Genomic DNA, 15,326 nt, shown 5'->3' with positions numbered 1-15,326 from the left:
TATAACATTCTATCACTTCTGCAAGCCTAAAATTAACATGACAAGTTTAGTTTCACTGGAAAACGTCTCGGTCTCATTTGGTCAACGCCGCGTCCTCTCTGACGTGTCGCTTGAATTGAGCCCCGGAAAAATTTTAACGCTTCTCGGTCCTAACGGCGCGGGGAAGTCAACGCTTGTACGCGTGGTTTTAGGACTGGTAGCCCCTGATGATGGGGTGATCAAGCGCAACGGGCAACTCCGTATCGGCTATGTCCCGCAAAAGCTCTATCTCGATACCACGCTTCCGCTGACGGTAAACCGATTTTTACGTTTACGTCCCGGCACGCAAAAAACGGATATTCTCCCGGCGCTTAAACGCGTTCAGGCCGGACATTTGATTGACGCGCCCATGCAAAAACTCTCCGGCGGTGAGACACAGCGCGTACTGCTGGCGCGTGCTCTGCTTAACAGGCCGCAGTTGCTGGTACTTGATGAGCCGACGCAAGGCGTGGATGTCAACGGCCAGGTCGCGTTATACGACCTTATCGATCAGCTGCGTCGCGAACTCGATTGCGCCGTGCTGATGGTGTCGCATGACCTACATCTGGTCATGGCAAAGACGGATGAAGTGTTATGCCTGAACCATCATATTTGCTGTTCCGGCGCGCCGGAAGTGGTGTCTATGCATCCGGAATTTATCTCTATGTTTGGCCCGCGAGGCGCGGAGCAATTAGGGATTTATCGCCATCATCATAATCATCGCCATGATTTACAGGGTCGTATTGTACTGCGCCGGGGAAATGGTCACTCATGATTGAATTATTACTGCCCGGCTGGCTGGCCGGGATGATGCTGGCCTGCGCCGCTGGTCCTTTGGGCTCATTTGTGGTCTGGCGTCGGATGTCCTATTTTGGCGATACGCTGGCTCACGCGTCGCTTCTGGGCGTGGCGTTTGGCCTGTTGCTGGACGTTAATCCCTTTTATGCGGTAATCGCCGTTACGCTGCTGCTGGCCGCCGGTCTGGTATGGCTGGAGAAACGCCCTCACCTCGCGATTGATACCTTACTGGGCATTATGGCGCACAGCGCCTTATCTTTAGGACTGGTCGTGGTCAGCCTGATGTCCAACGTCCGCGTTGATTTAATGGCTTATCTGTTTGGCGATTTGCTGGCCGTCACGCCGGAAGATCTTATCTCGATCGCTATTGGGGTCGTTATTGTGCTGGCCATTCTCTTCTGGCAGTGGCGCAACTTGCTGTCAATGACTATCAGTCCGGATCTTGCCTTTGTCGATGGCGTGAAGTTACAGCGCGTGAAGCTGCTATTGATGCTGGTAACAGCGTTAACTATTGGCGTGGCGATGAAGTTTGTCGGAGCGCTGATCATTACGTCGCTGCTGATTATCCCCGCCGCAACCGCGCGTCGCTTTGCCCGTACGCCGGAGCAGATGGCGGGCGTCGCCGTTGGTGTAGGTATGATAGCGGTTACAGGTGGACTGACCTTCTCAGCCTTTTATGATACCCCGGCAGGGCCATCCGTAGTGCTGTGTGCCGCGCTGCTGTTTATCTTCAGTATGATGAAAAAGCAGGCAAGCTAAGCGTGTGTTGCCCGGTGGCGCTGCGCTTACCGGGCCTACAAAATCGCCCAGGTCTGATGAGCGCAGCGACTTCAGGCGCTAAGGCATCTCTGGCGGCGTGATCCCGAAATGGTTCCAGGCGCGCACCGTTGCCATACGCCCACGCGGCGTGCGCTGCAAAAAGCCTTGCTGAATCAGATACGGCTCCAGCACATCCTCAATGGTTTCACGCTCTTCGCCAATCGCCGCCGCCAGGTTATCCAGTCCCACCGGACCACCGAAGAATTTATCAATAACCGCCAGCAGCAGCTTACGATCCATATAGTCAAATCCTTCCGCATCGACGTTCAGCATATCCAGCGCCTGCGCGGCAATTTCCGCTGAAATAGCCCCGTCATGCTTCACCTCGGCAAAATCACGCACACGTCTGAGCAGGCGGTTGGCTATACGCGGCGTACCGCGCGCCCGACGCGCCACTTCCAGCGCGCCGTCATCGCTCATCTCAAGCCCCATGTGCCTTGCGCTGCGCCCGACGATGTGCTGCAGATCGGGCACCTGGTAGAACTCCAGGCGCTGCACAATACCAAAACGGTCACGTAGCGGCGAGGTCAGCGAACCTGCTCGCGTCGTCGCGCCAATGAGCGTAAACGGCGGCAGATCGATCTTAATTGAACGTGCAGCAGGCCCTTCGCCAATCATAATATCCAACTGGTAATCTTCCATCGCCGGATAGAGTACCTCTTCCACCACCGGTGAAAGCCGGTGGATCTCATCAATAAACAGCACATCATGCGGTTCAAGATTGGTGAGCATAGCCGCCAGATCGCCTGCTTTTTCCAGCACCGGGCCGGACGTGGTTCGGAGGTTGACGCCCATTTCATTGGCAACGATATTCGCCAGAGTCGTTTTACCTAACCCTGGCGGGCCGAAAATCAGCAAGTGATCTAATGCGTCGCCACGCCGTTTTGCCGCCTGAATAAAGATCTCCATCTGGGAGCGCACCTGCGGTTGGCCGACATATTCCGCCAATAACTTGGGGCGAATGGCGCGATCGGCAACGTCTTCTGCAATCGTGGCGCCTGCTGAAATCAGGCGATCTGCTTCTATCATCCTTTACCTCATAGCGCGGCGCGTAACGCGTCGCGAATCAGTGTTTCACTGCTTGCGTCCGGACGGGCGATCTTGCTTACCATCCGGCTGGCTTCTTGCGGTTTATAACCCAGCGCCACCAGCGCAGCAACTGCTTCTTGTTCTGCATCTTCCGAGGTTGGGCTGGCCGGCGATGTCAATACCAGATCGACCGCAGGCGTGAAGAGATCGCCATGTAGCCCTTTAAAGCGGTCTTTCATTTCAACAATCAATCGTTCGGCAGTTTTCTTGCCGATACCCGGCAGCTTCACCAGCGCACCAAGCTCTTCGCGCTCAACCGCATTGACGAACTGTTGCGCCGACATGCCGGAGAGGATCGCCAGCGCCAGCTTAGGCCCGACGCCATTCGTTTTAATTAGCTCTTTAAATAGCGTGCGCTCTTGCTTATTGTTAAATCCGTACAGCAACTGCGCATCTTCACGCACCACGAAGTGGGTGAAGACGATTGCCTCCTGCCCGGCCTCCGGCAGCTCGTAAAAGCAGGTCATAGGCATATGTACTTCATAGCCTACTCCCCCTGTCTCCAGCAGCACGATCGGGGGTTGTTTTTCGAGAATAATGCCTCTGAGTCTGCCTATCACATGACGCTCCTGCGTAAAGGGCTGAAAAGATAATGCACTATCATAAAAAAAGACTGGATGTTTATCCAGATGAAAAACACGTATCCCGATATTTCTCTACTCCGACAACCCGCGATGGTTAACGACGGGTACGCTCCCCGCTGCGTACAAAATAAGTCGTACACTCATTGACAACTTTTTGCGTCCTACGCGAACAACTTTTTGCCAACATGCCGTGGCGCTCGTTCGGTAGTCTTCAATAATGAGTATCCTGATAACACTAATAATGTATCCAGTACGAATGCCAACAGCGGAACATCGGGCCTCCAAAAAAACAGACCCGAGAATAGATTTAATAATATTAACCACTAGCGCTGAATTTAATCGCATGTTGTTTTATCGTCGCGCGCAACAGATTTTAATTCGCCATGACACAATAAATATTGTACAAACTCATTTTTCATGCCATCGAAATTCACGGCTGGCATCCCTTCTGAATAACTATAATAAATATTCACATACTCTTCGCTACTAAAAAGTGCCTGTCGTTTTGCTGCTAACCCACGGCCTTTTGCTGCAATATACTGGAAGCAGTGGCCGCTGGCGCCACAGCTCCACCCATCATCAACAATATATATATCGGCAGCGTTAAACAGCTGTTCCAGCCAGCACTGGCGAATCGTTCCGGCCGCACAAACCAAAAATAATGATGCGCTAATCATCCACCCGGATTTTTTTACCGATGTCATAGCTAGGAAAGCCATAAAGCACGCTACCTGCAGGCACAAAACCAGTTCTTTATTCCCGGCAACCAAATGCCACTGGTTAAATACTAAGGTAATGAAAACTGAACTCAATGTTGCCAACAGTCTGGTCCTGAACCGCCTGGCAGGGAGAAGCAAAAATAATAATGAAATCGTCCCTGGCTTTAATAAAAAAACAACAGTATTAGCCTCTGCCATATCAATACACAAACAATAACAAAAACTAATAAGCAGATGAAAGATAATAGCAACAAAAATATAAGAAAAATAAAATACCCAACCTATTCTCATTGGTTTATCATCAACCACGTCATACTCCCTGTCAATATGAGAGATCAGATGATGAGAAATTTACCACCTTAATCCCCCCCAAATATATTTGCGACATTAATTCCAATAAATGAAATATTCACCATACATATTTCGATGACACTAAGGCTTGTCATTTATTTGGTATAATGCTAACTACCCTGTAGAATAAATAAAAGGAATTTATTTCAAATAATGGAATGCAGAGATGAAAAAACATTATTCTGTCCAATATGAAACCGGGGATATCGTCTTTACCTGTATAGGTGCCGCGCTTTTCGGCCAGATATCCACCGCTTCACAGTGCTGGAGCAACCATGTTGGGATTATTATTGGTCATAATGGTGATGACTATCTGGTGGCGGAAAGTCGCGTCCCCCTCTCAACCGTCACCACGCTGTCACTGTTTATACAACGTTCAGCCGGACAACGTTACGCGGTTCGTCGCCTGTGCGGCGGCCTGACGGTCGAACAGAAACTCGCCATCATGGAACAGGTTCCCGCCCGGCTGAATAAGTTTTATCACACGGGGTTTAAATATGAGTCATCGCGCCAGTTCTGCTCGAAATTTGTGTTTGATATCTATAAAGAAGCATTGTGTATTCCGGTAGGCGATATTGAGACATTCGAAGAATTACTTCACAGCAATCCTGATGCAAAACTCACCTTCTGGAAGTTCTGGTTTTTAGGTTCAATCCCGTGGGATCGTAAGACGGTGACGCCAGCCAGCCTGTGGCATCATCCCAACCTGGATGTAATCTATCAGAGTCACTCTCAGGGGCATCTTCCCGGAGAAGCGGCATAACGCCCTGATATTTCCACTCGTGAGTATATCCTGACAGGCCGATACGAGGCCTGTCAAATGACTGACAGATATATTGTCTCTCCCGCCTCCCAACGTGCATTAGCGCGCCAGAGGAACGTATCCAACGTCAGCAATCAACCTTTGCCCTTGCTCGCTCAAAAACCAATCGATAAATTTTTGCGATTGCCGCGAGGGTTTTCCAGCGGAAACCATATATACATCAATAGTGTAAGGATATTTTCCATTGCGAATATTTTCGATGGTTGGCTCGATGCCATTCACCGCCAGCAAGCGCAAATCAGGGCTATGGTGAAGCTGCGTAGCATAATAGCGGAAGGTATACCCCAGAGCATTGGCGCTGTTCTGGTAATTTGCCACATTACGCAGCAATCCGATCATATCGTGAACGGATTCTGTTTCCAGCGGCTTGCGAAGTTTATCCTCGCCCATCACCGCAGCCAGCATAATCGTCTGGCTACCCGATCCCTTTGGCCGCTGATAGGGGTAAATACGCGCATCGTTGCCGCCGACTTCCAGCCAGTTGTTCACACGCCCGGAATAGATATCGCGAATCTGTTTTTCACTCAGTTGAGTCAGCGGATTATCCTTATGCGTGACAAAAACAAAAGCCTCGCGGGCAATGGGATAGAAGTGTAAATCAACGCCCTGCGCCCTCGCGCTGGCTTTTTGCTCGGCGGAAGGCTCAGCGACAAAAATGATATCCGCTTCACCATGAATTAACTTCTCCCAGGCACCAGGTGTCCGATCGCAGCGAACATATTTCCACACGCTGTCTACATCCAGATTGTGATACAGCGCCTGCGCTGCCGAGGCGTACACCGGATAAACTGCCGTTGCGCCATTCAGTCGCGGCCAGTCGTTTTCCAGCGATAGCCCAGGTGATGCGCTCAGCGCCGTCAGTTTATTATCGGGGGTAAACGGGTCATATGTGCCAGGCTCAAAAGATTCCGTTATTTCCCTAGCCGGATCGTTAACCACTCGTCGCTCGCGACGATCATAAGTTTGCCAGGCCAATAATCCGCTAATGGCAATTGTCATTGCGGCAATGAGCAGAACAATACTTCGCCATCCGGTGACGTTTTCCAACTTATTATTCTGCCGGACGGTGATAAAACGCATGATGGTATACGACAGGAAGCCGACAAATGGAATCACTGGGGCAATGATCACCCTTGACGATGATATCTCATAAAATTCCGTCATTAAAGCCGATTTGATCAAGGCAGAATAGAGTCCGAACCACTGTATCCCGTGATAAAACACGCTACTTTCGAAGTCGCCGTCAGCGACGATAATCATTATCAGCCAAACGGTAAGAGAATAGAAAATCAGTAATAAGGCAGGTAAAAAACCAGGAATAAAACGCTCGCGTTCATCGATAAAGCGACCGCGAATACCGCCAGTCGCACAACCCACAAGAATGGTGGCCATCAGCGTGGCGATAAGCCCATAGATATCGCCAGCAATATTAAAAATAATGTTAAAGATACTGAATATTATTGCTAATATCGGCAACACCACGACCAGCAGCACGATTTCTGCCAGCCAAAATTTTATCGACTTTATTATCGCCATAGTACGGGTCTCCCTGACCCTGCATTTACATCAGCGCATTCTCCCACGCGCTAAATTCAGCCGCGATTCGCTCATTTGCATCGCGTTCTGGCTAACATGGCAATGCGTAATGGCGATAGCCAGCGCATCTGCGGCGTCTGCCTGCGGGTTAGCGGGGAGCTTCAGCAACGTGCGCACCATATGCTGTACCTGGCTTTTTTCCGCGCTACCAATACCGACGACAGTTTGCTTCACCTGACGTGCCGCGTATTCAAACACAGGCAGTTCCTGATTGACCGCGGCGACAATCGCGACGCCGCGCGCCTGTCCCAGCTTGAGGGCTGAGTCGGCATTTTTCGCCATAAACACCTGTTCGATAGCAAAATAGTCCGGCTGGAACTGCGTGATGATTTCCGTCACGCCTGCGTATATGAGCTTCAAACGAGACGGCAAATCATCGACTTTGGTACGAATACATCCGCTGCCCAGATAGGTCAGTTGTCTGCCTACCTGGCGGATAACGCCATAACCGGTAATGCGCGAGCCGGGGTCAATACCGAGAATAATCGACACGCTATACCCCCTGCCCGCCGGCGTTTAGCAGCACCATTACAGGGTCGCCGCCACCTCATCAGAGATCTCACCGTTATGGTAGACTTCCTGAACATCGTCACAGTCTTCCAGCATATCGATCAGACGTAGCAGTTTCGGCGCGGTTTCCGCATCCATATCCGCTTTGGTTGACGGGATCATGGACACTTCGGCGCTGTCCGCTTTCAGACCCGCCGCTTCCAGCGCGTCACGCACTTTGCCCATCTCTTCCCAGGCAGTGTAAACATCAATCGCGCCATCATCATAGGTCACAACATCTTCCGCGCCAGCTTCCAGAGCAGCTTCCATGATGGTGTCTTCATCGCCTTTCTCAAAGGAGATGACCCCTTTCTTACTGAACAGGTACGCCACTGAGCCATCGGTACCCAGATTACCACCGCACTTGCTGAAAGCATGACGCACTTCCGCTACGGTACGGTTACGGTTGTCACTCAGACACTCAATCATAATGGCCGTGCCGCCAGGACCATAACCTTCATAGATGATGGTTTCCATGTTCGAGTCTTCATCACCACCCACACCGCGAGCGATGGCACGGTTCAAAGTGTCGCGGGTCATGTTGTTGGCCAGCGCTTTATCTACGGCCGCGCGCAGACGCGGGTTGGCATCCGGATCGCCGCCGCCCAATTTAGCTGCCGTTACCAGTTCACGAATAATTTTAGTGAAGATTTTACCGCGCTTGGCATCCTGCGCAGCTTTACGATGTCTGGTGTTGGCCCATTTACTATGACCTGCCATAAATATTTCCTCAAAAAAAGCGCGCCTTTTCAGGCGACGTTAATGACAAACTCTTCAATCGCTTGCCGGTTACTCCAGGACTTGGTAAGCGCCGCCGCGTCAGGCGCATCAAGCCACTGGTACGTCAGATGTTCAGTGAATATCACCTGCCGCTCATGCGGTAACGCAAGGCAGAACCAGAATTCTGTATTGTGCATGACGCCCGGCGCATAGCGATGACGTAAATGTGAAAAAATTTCAAACTCCACCGTACGTTGGCAGTCGATTAAGGTCAGTTGCTCTGCCACAACATCAATCGTGACCTCCTCTTTGACTTCACGCACGGCGGCCTGCAACGCGGTCTCCCCTTCTTCTATGCTGCCAGTCACTGACTGCCAAAAATCCGGGTCGTCGCGTCGCTGCAACATTAGCACCCGTTTCGTATCCTGCGCGAAAATAACCACCAGTACCGAAACGGGGCGCTTGTACACTTTATCCTTCACGCGACCTCGTTGTTGGCTGTTGGGTGACGCCGCGCATTGATGAGGCTCCCCCTTGCGGGCCGCCGCGATATCACGCGAATGATGTCGTGTACATTGTTCATATCAGTTATTCTCGGCTTTCTTCACAACCTGAATCCCCAACTCCGTCAACGCTGCCTGGTTGGCGAAACTCGGCGCTTCAGTCATCAGACACGCGGCGGCGGTCGTTTTCGGGAAGGCGATAACATCACGAATATTGTCGGTGCCGGTCAACAGCATGGTCAGACGGTCCAGACCAAACGCCAGGCCCGCGTGCGGCGGCGTACCGTATTTCAACGCATCCAACAGGAAGCCGAACTTCTCGCGCTGCTCCTGCTCATTGATACCGAGAATACCAAATACGGTTTGCTGCATTTCACCGTTGTGAATACGCACCGAACCGCCGCCCACTTCATAGCCGTTAATCACCATATCGTAAGCGTTAGCGACGGCTTCTTCCGGCGCAGTTTTCAGTTCAGACGCCGTCATGTCACGCGGGGCGGTGAACGGATGGTGCATCGCGGTCAGACCGCCTTCGCCGTCGTCTTCGAACATCGGGAAGTCAATCACCCACAGCGGCGCCCATTTGTCTTCGTCGGTCAGGCTCAGGTCTTTGCCCAGTTTCAGACGCAGCGCGCCCAGCGCATCGGCAACCACTTTTTTGTTATCTGCGCCGAAGAAGATCATGTCGCCGTCCTGCGCGCCGGTACGTTCAAGGATAGCGTCGACAATGTCGGCGGTCAGGAACTTGGCCACCGGACTGTTAATCCCGTCCAGACCTTTCGCGCGCTCGTTAACTTTGATATATGCCAGGCCTTTCGCGCCGTAGATCTTAACAAAGTTACCGTAATCGTCGATCTGCTTACGGCTAAGCTGTGCGCCGCCAGGCACACGCAGCGCTGCCACGCGGCCTTTCGGATCGTTAGCCGGGCCCGCGAAGACCGCGAACTCTACCGATTTCAGCAGGTCAGCGACATCTACCAGTTCCATCGGGTTACGCAGGTCTGGCTTGTCGGAACCGTAGCGACGTTCCGCTTCGGCAAACGTCATGACCGGGAAATCCCCCAGATCCACGCCTTTCACTTCCAGCCACAAATGGCGCACCAGCGCTTCCATCACTTCGCGCACCTGTGGCGCGGTCATGAAGGAGGTCTCGACGTCGATCTGAGTAAACTCCGGCTGACGGTCAGCACGTAAGTCTTCATCACGGAAGCATTTGACTATCTGATAGTAACGGTCGAAACCGGACATCATCAGGAGCTGTTTGAACAGCTGCGGCGACTGCGGCAGCGCGTAGAATTTACCTTTGTGAACGCGCGAAGGCACCAGATAGTCGCGCGCGCCTTCCGGCGTGGCTTTGGTCAGCATCGGCGTTTCAATATCAAGGAAACCGTGATCGTCCATAAAACGACGCACCAGGCTGGTAATTTTGGCGCGGGTTTTCAGGCGCTGCGCCATTTCCGGACGACGCAAATCCAGATAGCGGTACTTGAGACGCGCCTCTTCGGTATTAACGTGGTTAGCGTCAAGCGGCAGTGAGTCTGCGCGGTTGATGATAGTGAGAGAGGACGCCAGCACTTCAATTTCGCCGGTCGCCATATCCGCATTGACGTTTTTCGCGTCACGCGCACGCACGGTGCCCGTAACCTGAATGCAGAACTCATTACGCAGTTCAGAGGCCAGCTTTAACGCGTCCGCACGATCCGGATCGAAGAACACCTGCACAATACCTTCGCGGTCGCGCATATCGATAAAGATCAGGCTGCCAAGATCACGACGACGGTTGACCCAACCACACAGAGTCACCTGCTGCCCCACGTGGGACAGACGTAGCTGTCCGCAATATTCTGTACGCATGAGATATCCCTTAACTTAGCCGCAGGCGGATTGTTGCCTGCCATGCAGGCGACGAAGTCGCAGCTTTAGCTGTATGTCACAACTGGATGAAAAAAGGCGGCTATTATACTGGAAATTCTGCCGCACGATAAGAGTCAATCCAGCATGGGAGCGATAACTTGCCCGTTTCATGCGGTATCGACACTTGGTTCATACTGACTGTACCCGGGTTTTTCACGCGGGTATTGCGTATGCTCACAAAAATTAACAATATTTGTCGCCGCTTTCCTCTTTAATCGCGCTTAAGGTGTAGTGAAATCCGCTATTTTTAGGAGAGTGATTATCATGCTGAAACTCAACGCGACCACAACCGCCCTGGTGGTTATTGATTTACAGGAAGGAATTCTTCCGTTTGCCGGCGGCCCGTATACGGCAAATGAGGTGGTCGCCCGCGCCGCGCGGCTGGCGGAAAAGTGTCGTGCCAACGGCTCGCCCGTGGTTATGGTACGCGTTGGATGGTCTGATGATTATGCCGAAGCGTTAAAACAGCCGGTGGATGCCGCAACGCCTGCGCACGCGTTGCCGGAAAACTGGTGGACCTGGCCTACGGCATTGGGTAAAAAGGACAGCGATCTGGAAGTGACTAAACGCCAGTGGGGCGCGTTTTACGGCACCGACCTGGAATTACAACTTCGCCGCCGGGGTATCGACACCATCATATTGTGCGGAATCTCAACCAATATCGGCGTCGAATCCACAGCGCGTAACGCCTGGGAGTTGGGATTTAACCTTATTATTGCCGAAGATGCCTGTAGCGCCGCCAGCAGTGAGCAGCATCAGAGCAGTATGACGCATATTTTCCCGCGCATTGGCCGGGTACGCAGCGTAGAGGATATTTTAAACGCCTTATGATCTACATTGGCTTGCCGCAATGGTCGCACCCGAAATGGGCGCGGCTCGGCATCACCAGTCTGGAAGAGTATGCCCGCCACTTTAACTGCGTGGAGGGCAACACCACGCTTTACGCGCTGCCGAAAGCGGAAATTGTCGATCGCTGGTATGCGCAAACTACGGACGATTTCCGTTTTTGCTTTAAATTTCCCGCGACCATTTCTCACCAGGCCGCGCTGCGCCATTGCGACGATCTGGTACAGGCGTTTTTTACCCGCCTGGCGCCGCTGGAAACGCGTATTGGCCAATACTGGCTGCAGTTGCCCGCCGCCTTTGGACCGCGCGATCTCCCCGCCTTATGGCAGTTTCTTGATGCGCTCCCCGCCACGTTTACCTATGGCGTAGAAGTTCGTCATCCGTGTTTTTTTGACAAAGGTGAGGATGAACAGCGGCTCAATCGCGGGTTACACGCGCGCGGCGTAAACCGCGTGATCCTGGATAGTCGTCCGGTACATGCCGCCCATCCCCACAGCGAGGCCGTCCGCGACGCGCAGCGAAAAAAACCCAAAGTCCCGGTACATGCGGTCGTGACGGCCAGCCATCCGATGGTGCGTTTTATCGGTAGCGACAATATGGCGCAAAACCGTGAGTTTTTCGCCGCCTGGTTGCAGAAACTCCCGCAGTGGCGGCAGACCACCACGCCTTTTCTGTTTTTACATACTCCGGATATCGCGCAGGCGCCGGAACTGGTGAATACGCTTTGGCATGATTTACGCAGCGTCTTACCGGAAATCGGCACTGCTCCGTCCATTCCACAGCAATCTTCTCTTTTCTGAAAATGCCCCCTATCATAGACAGTGCCATCAGCCATTTTAAAAGGGAGTTTGTATGGTAAGCGCGCTGTATGCCGTTTTGGGTGCGTTATTATTAATGAAGTTCTCTTTTAATGTCGTTCGCTTGCGAATGCAGTACCGTGTCGCCTATGGCGACGGCGGTTTTAGCGAATTGCAAAGCGCCATCCGTATTCATGGCAACGCGGTGGAATATATTCCTGTCGCGCTGGTGCTGCTGCTGTTTATGGAAATGAACGGCGCCGAAACGTGGATGGTGCATATCTGCGGCATCATTTTAATCGCCGGTCGGCTGATGCATTATTACGGTTTTCACCACCGCCTGTTCCGCTGGCGGCGGGCGGGGATGAGCGCGACCTGGTGCGCATTGTTGCTGATGGTGCTGGCAAACCTGTGGTATATGCCCTGGGAGTTGGTTTTCTCCCTGTATTAGCGCACAATATGCGCCTTTATTTTTCCCGGATGTATACGTTATGTCTCACCGCGACACGCTTTTTTCTGCGCCTATCGCCCGTCTCGGCGACTGGACTTTTGATGAACGAGTAGCCGAAGTTTTCCCCGACATGATTCAGCGTTCGGTACCAGGTTACTCCAACATCATCTCCATGATCGGCATGTTAGCTGAACGCTTTGTGCAGCCGAACACGCAGGTCTACGATCTGGGCTGCTCGCTGGGCGCCGCGACGCTGTCTGTTCGGCGTAATATCCGCCATGAGCATTGTCGCATTATCGCCGTCGATAACTCCCCGGCCATGATTGAACGCTGCCGCCGTCATATTGATGCGTATAAAGCGCCTACGCCGGTTGAAGTCGTTGAAGGCGATATCCGCGATATCACTATTGAAAACGCCTCGATGGTGGTGCTGAATTTTACCCTGCAATTCCTTGAACCTGCCGAACGCCAGGCATTGCTGGATAAGATTTACCTGGGGTTGAATCCCGGCGGCGCGCTGGTACTGTCGGAAAAATTTAGCTTTGAAGACGCGAAAGTGGGCGAGCTGTTATTCAACATGCACCACGATTTTAAACGCGCTAATGGGTACAGCGAACTGGAGATCAGCCAGAAGCGCAGTATGCTGGAAAACGTGATGCTCACCGACTCGGTGGAAACACATAAAGCGCGCCTGCGTCAGGCGGGTTTCGAACACAGTGAACTGTGGTTCCAGTGCTTTAATTTCGGGTCGCTTGTCGCGTTAAAAGCCGGAGTTGCCGCATGATCGAGTTTGGTAACTTTTATCAGCTCATTGCTAAAAATCATCTCTCCCACTGGCTGGAAACATTGCCCGCGCAGATTGCCGCCTGGCAACGCGAGCAGCAGCATGGCTTGTTTAAACAGTGGTCGAACGCGGTAGAATTTTTACCGGAAATTACGCCCTGGCGGCTGGATTTACTGCACAGTGTCACGGCGGAAAGCGAAACGCCGCTCAGCGAAGGTCAGCTAAAGCGTATTGATACATTGCTGCGTAATCTGATGCCGTGGCGTAAAGGCCCGTTCTCGCTTTATGGCGTAGATATTGATACCGAATGGCGCTCAGACTGGAAGTGGGATCGCGTACTGCCGCATCTGTCAGATTTAACCGGCCGGACGATCCTTGATGTCGGCTGCGGCAGCGGCTATCACCTGTGGCGGATGATTGGCGCGGGCGCACATCTGGCGGTCGGCATCGATCCTACACAGCTTTTCCTCTGCCAGTTTGAGGCGGTGCGTAAACTGTTGGGTAACGATCAGCGCGCGCATCTGCTGCCGTTGGGCATTGAACAACTCCCGGCGCTGAAAGCATTTGATACCGTCTTCTCGATGGGGGTGCTTTATCACCGTCGCTCGCCGCTGGAACATCTGTGGCAGTTAAAAGATCAGTTGGTCAACGAGGGTGAGCTGGTACTGGAAACGCTGGTCGTCGACGGCGACGAAAATACCGTACTGGTGCCGGGTGACCGCTACGCGCAGATGCGTAACGTCTATTTTATTCCTTCCGCGCCGGCATTAAAAAAATGGCTGGAAAAATGCGGCTTTATTGACGTGCGTATCGCCGATGTCTGCGTCACTACCACCGAAGAGCAGCGCCGTACCGAATGGATGGTTACCGAGTCGCTAGCCGACTTTCTTGACCCGAACGATCGCAGCAAGACGGTGGAAGGCTATCCCGCCCCGCAGCGCGCGGTGCTGATTGCGCGTAAACCGTGATGGATCGTCGAATGATCGTTACGTATAGCACCGTTTCTCCAAAATAGTTCAAGTTGCAGCAAGGCGGCAACGCAGCAAATCCCCGGGAACGTAGGTAGCTACGTGACCGGGGTGCGCGAGGCGGCCAACGCTGCTGCGGCTTGAAATATGAAGGAGAAAAAAAGGCCCCTGTTGAATTGGCAGGGGCCTGGTACGAGCAAGCATCATATTGGGCGACATGATGCAACGGTAAAAATCATTTGGCCTGATGGCGAACAATGATTCCTTTCATTTCAGCGACCGCCGCACCCTCTACTCTATAGCGAGAATACTCGTCCGCCTGAATATCGGCAGACATCGATAACCCCTGATTGCGATAGCGCATCGGCGAAGGCAGTAAGACTCCGGCGGAACTGTGTACTTCCCGTACTCCGGCATCGAGGAAATTCTGCAGGTTATTTGCACGAACCCCCGCACCAGCCATAATGGTTGGTGCATCCCCTTGGGCAATAAGTTCCATAATTATTGATAAACCTTGCGCCGCATCGGCTTTTTGTCCGGAAGTCAGTACTCTTGCTACGCCTGCGTCAGCCAGATTCTTTAGCGCATTGAAGGGATTAGCGCACATATCGAAGGCGCGGTGGAATGTCACCGCCAGCGGCCCGGCCGCCGCCATTATTTTTTCCATTCGCGACATATCGACATCCCCATCAACGGTCAACACGCCAGTAACCAGCCCGGGAAACCCCAACTCTCTGACGAGGCGGATATCTTCCAGCATGGCGGCAAATTCGCCGTCAGTGTAGTAAAAATCCCCGCCGCGAGGACGAATAATCGGATGTACGGGAATCGTAATATGCTCGCGTACGCTGCGTAAGACGCCGAAAGAAGGCGTAAGCCCCCCTTCTTTCGGCGCGGCGCACAGTTCGATACGATCCGCGCCGTTTCGCTGCGCGGTGAGCGCGCATTCCATGCTGTAACAACAGATCTCAAGTAACGCCATATTCACTCCGCTCGG

At 52.7% G+C, this 15,326-nt stretch carries 17 protein-coding genes; 8 read left to right on the top strand and 9 right to left on the bottom strand.

The annotated features are described in order from the left end of the window. Positions 1 to 37: 37 nt before the first annotated feature. Both znuC and znuB read left to right on the top strand, forming a co-directional pair. The gene (gene znuC / locus N7E69_RS18410; protein WP_000203013.1) at positions 38 to 793 is read left to right on the top strand and encodes a zinc ABC transporter ATP-binding protein ZnuC; all 756 of its coding nucleotides are present in this window, start codon (positions 38 to 40) and stop codon (positions 791 to 793) included. Then, entirely contained in the window at positions 790 to 1,575 is a 786-nt protein-coding gene (gene znuB, locus N7E69_RS18405) for a zinc ABC transporter permease subunit ZnuB (protein ID WP_000571508.1), read from the top strand. Before znuC ends, znuB begins: the two co-directional genes overlap by 4 nt. Before the next feature lie 78 nt (positions 1,576 to 1,653). Here the strand turns inward: znuB and ruvB are convergent, their stop codons facing one another. From ruvB to N7E69_RS18390, 3 genes are all read right to left on the bottom strand, one after another. After that, the gene (gene ruvB, locus N7E69_RS18400; protein ID WP_000568508.1) at positions 1,654 to 2,664 is read right to left on the bottom strand and encodes a Holliday junction branch migration DNA helicase RuvB; all 1,011 of its coding nucleotides are present in this window, start codon (positions 2,662 to 2,664) and stop codon (positions 1,654 to 1,656) included. An 8-nt stretch (positions 2,665 to 2,672) separates the two neighbouring features. Further along, positions 2,673 to 3,284 carry a Holliday junction branch migration protein RuvA gene (gene ruvA / locus N7E69_RS18395; RefSeq protein ID WP_000580335.1) on the bottom strand — a complete coding sequence of 204 codons (612 nt, stop codon included), beginning with the start codon at positions 3,282 to 3,284 and terminating at the stop codon, positions 2,673 to 2,675. Positions 3,285 to 3,643: 359 nt separating this feature from the next. Next, the gene (locus N7E69_RS18390) at positions 3,644 to 4,336 is read right to left on the bottom strand and encodes a hypothetical protein (RefSeq protein ID WP_001675835.1); all 693 of its coding nucleotides are present in this window, start codon (positions 4,334 to 4,336) and stop codon (positions 3,644 to 3,646) included. Positions 4,337 to 4,544: 208 nt separating this feature from the next. On the opposite strand from N7E69_RS18390, the gene N7E69_RS18385 reads away from it, so the two are divergent. Continuing rightward, on the top strand, positions 4,545 to 5,141 hold the full coding sequence (locus N7E69_RS18385; RefSeq protein WP_000716751.1) for a YebB family permuted papain-like enzyme: 597 nt from the start codon (positions 4,545 to 4,547) through the stop codon (positions 5,139 to 5,141). 99 nt (positions 5,142 to 5,240) lie between these two features. Here N7E69_RS18385 and N7E69_RS18380 read toward each other — a convergent pair whose 3' ends face one another. The 5 genes from N7E69_RS18380 to aspS form a co-directional block, all read right to left on the bottom strand. Further along, positions 5,241 to 6,737, bottom strand: coding sequence for a PstS family phosphate ABC transporter substrate-binding protein (locus tag N7E69_RS18380; protein ID WP_000974701.1), 1,497 nt, complete (start codon positions 6,735 to 6,737; stop codon positions 5,241 to 5,243). Between the two features lie 30 nt (positions 6,738 to 6,767). Further along, on the bottom strand, positions 6,768 to 7,289 hold the full coding sequence (gene ruvC, locus N7E69_RS18375; protein WP_000022510.1) for a crossover junction endodeoxyribonuclease RuvC: 522 nt from the start codon (positions 7,287 to 7,289) through the stop codon (positions 6,768 to 6,770). A gap of 36 nt (positions 7,290 to 7,325) precedes the next feature. Further along, on the bottom strand, positions 7,326 to 8,066 hold the full coding sequence (locus tag N7E69_RS18370; RefSeq protein ID WP_000907242.1) for a YebC/PmpR family DNA-binding transcriptional regulator: 741 nt from the start codon (positions 8,064 to 8,066) through the stop codon (positions 7,326 to 7,328). A gap of 29 nt (positions 8,067 to 8,095) precedes the next feature. After that, positions 8,096 to 8,548, bottom strand: coding sequence for a dihydroneopterin triphosphate diphosphatase (nudB, locus tag N7E69_RS18365; protein WP_000653695.1), 453 nt, complete (start codon positions 8,546 to 8,548; stop codon positions 8,096 to 8,098). 102 nt (positions 8,549 to 8,650) lie between these two features. Further along, complete coding sequence (aspS, locus tag N7E69_RS18360; protein ID WP_001258629.1) at positions 8,651 to 10,423, bottom strand: aspartate--tRNA ligase; 1,773 nt, start codon at positions 10,421 to 10,423, stop codon at positions 8,651 to 8,653. A gap of 324 nt (positions 10,424 to 10,747) precedes the next feature. On the opposite strand from aspS, the gene N7E69_RS18355 reads away from it, so the two are divergent. Genes N7E69_RS18355 through cmoB form a run of 5 tightly spaced genes read left to right on the top strand, consistent with a single transcriptional unit; the run spans position 10,748 to position 14,329 of the window. Continuing rightward, the gene (locus N7E69_RS18355) at positions 10,748 to 11,314 is read left to right on the top strand and encodes a hydrolase (RefSeq protein WP_000916144.1); all 567 of its coding nucleotides are present in this window, start codon (positions 10,748 to 10,750) and stop codon (positions 11,312 to 11,314) included. Beyond that, a complete protein-coding gene (locus N7E69_RS18350) occupies positions 11,311 to 12,129 on the top strand; it encodes a DUF72 domain-containing protein (protein WP_000639226.1) in 819 nt (272 codons plus the stop codon). Before N7E69_RS18355 ends, N7E69_RS18350 begins: the two co-directional genes overlap by 4 nt. A 52-nt stretch (positions 12,130 to 12,181) precedes the next feature. Next, a complete protein-coding gene (locus N7E69_RS18345; protein ID WP_000252975.1) occupies positions 12,182 to 12,577 on the top strand; it encodes an MAPEG family protein in 396 nt (131 codons plus the stop codon). A gap of 40 nt (positions 12,578 to 12,617) precedes the next feature. Further along, positions 12,618 to 13,361 carry a carboxy-S-adenosyl-L-methionine synthase CmoA gene (gene cmoA / locus N7E69_RS18340; RefSeq protein WP_000019609.1) on the top strand — a complete coding sequence of 248 codons (744 nt, stop codon included), beginning with the start codon at positions 12,618 to 12,620 and terminating at the stop codon, positions 13,359 to 13,361. After that, positions 13,358 to 14,329 (top strand): tRNA 5-methoxyuridine(34)/uridine 5-oxyacetic acid(34) synthase CmoB, encoded by a 972-nt coding sequence (gene cmoB / locus N7E69_RS18335; RefSeq protein WP_000569026.1) that lies wholly within the window; start codon positions 13,358 to 13,360, stop codon positions 14,327 to 14,329. The genes cmoA and cmoB overlap by 4 nt, the downstream gene beginning before the upstream one ends. Positions 14,330 to 14,564: 235 nt before the next feature. Here cmoB and cutC read toward each other — a convergent pair whose 3' ends face one another. Continuing rightward, entirely contained in the window at positions 14,565 to 15,311 is a 747-nt protein-coding gene (gene cutC, locus N7E69_RS18330; protein ID WP_001185770.1) for a copper homeostasis protein CutC, read from the bottom strand. Positions 15,312 to 15,326 lie beyond the last annotated feature (15 nt).

Origin of the sequence: Salmonella sp. 3C, from assembly GCF_025426275.1 — a bacterium.
GTDB classification, from domain to species: Bacteria; Pseudomonadota; Gammaproteobacteria; order Enterobacterales; family Enterobacteriaceae; genus Salmonella; species Salmonella enterica.
This window is presented reverse-complemented; position numbering and strand designations above follow the sequence as displayed.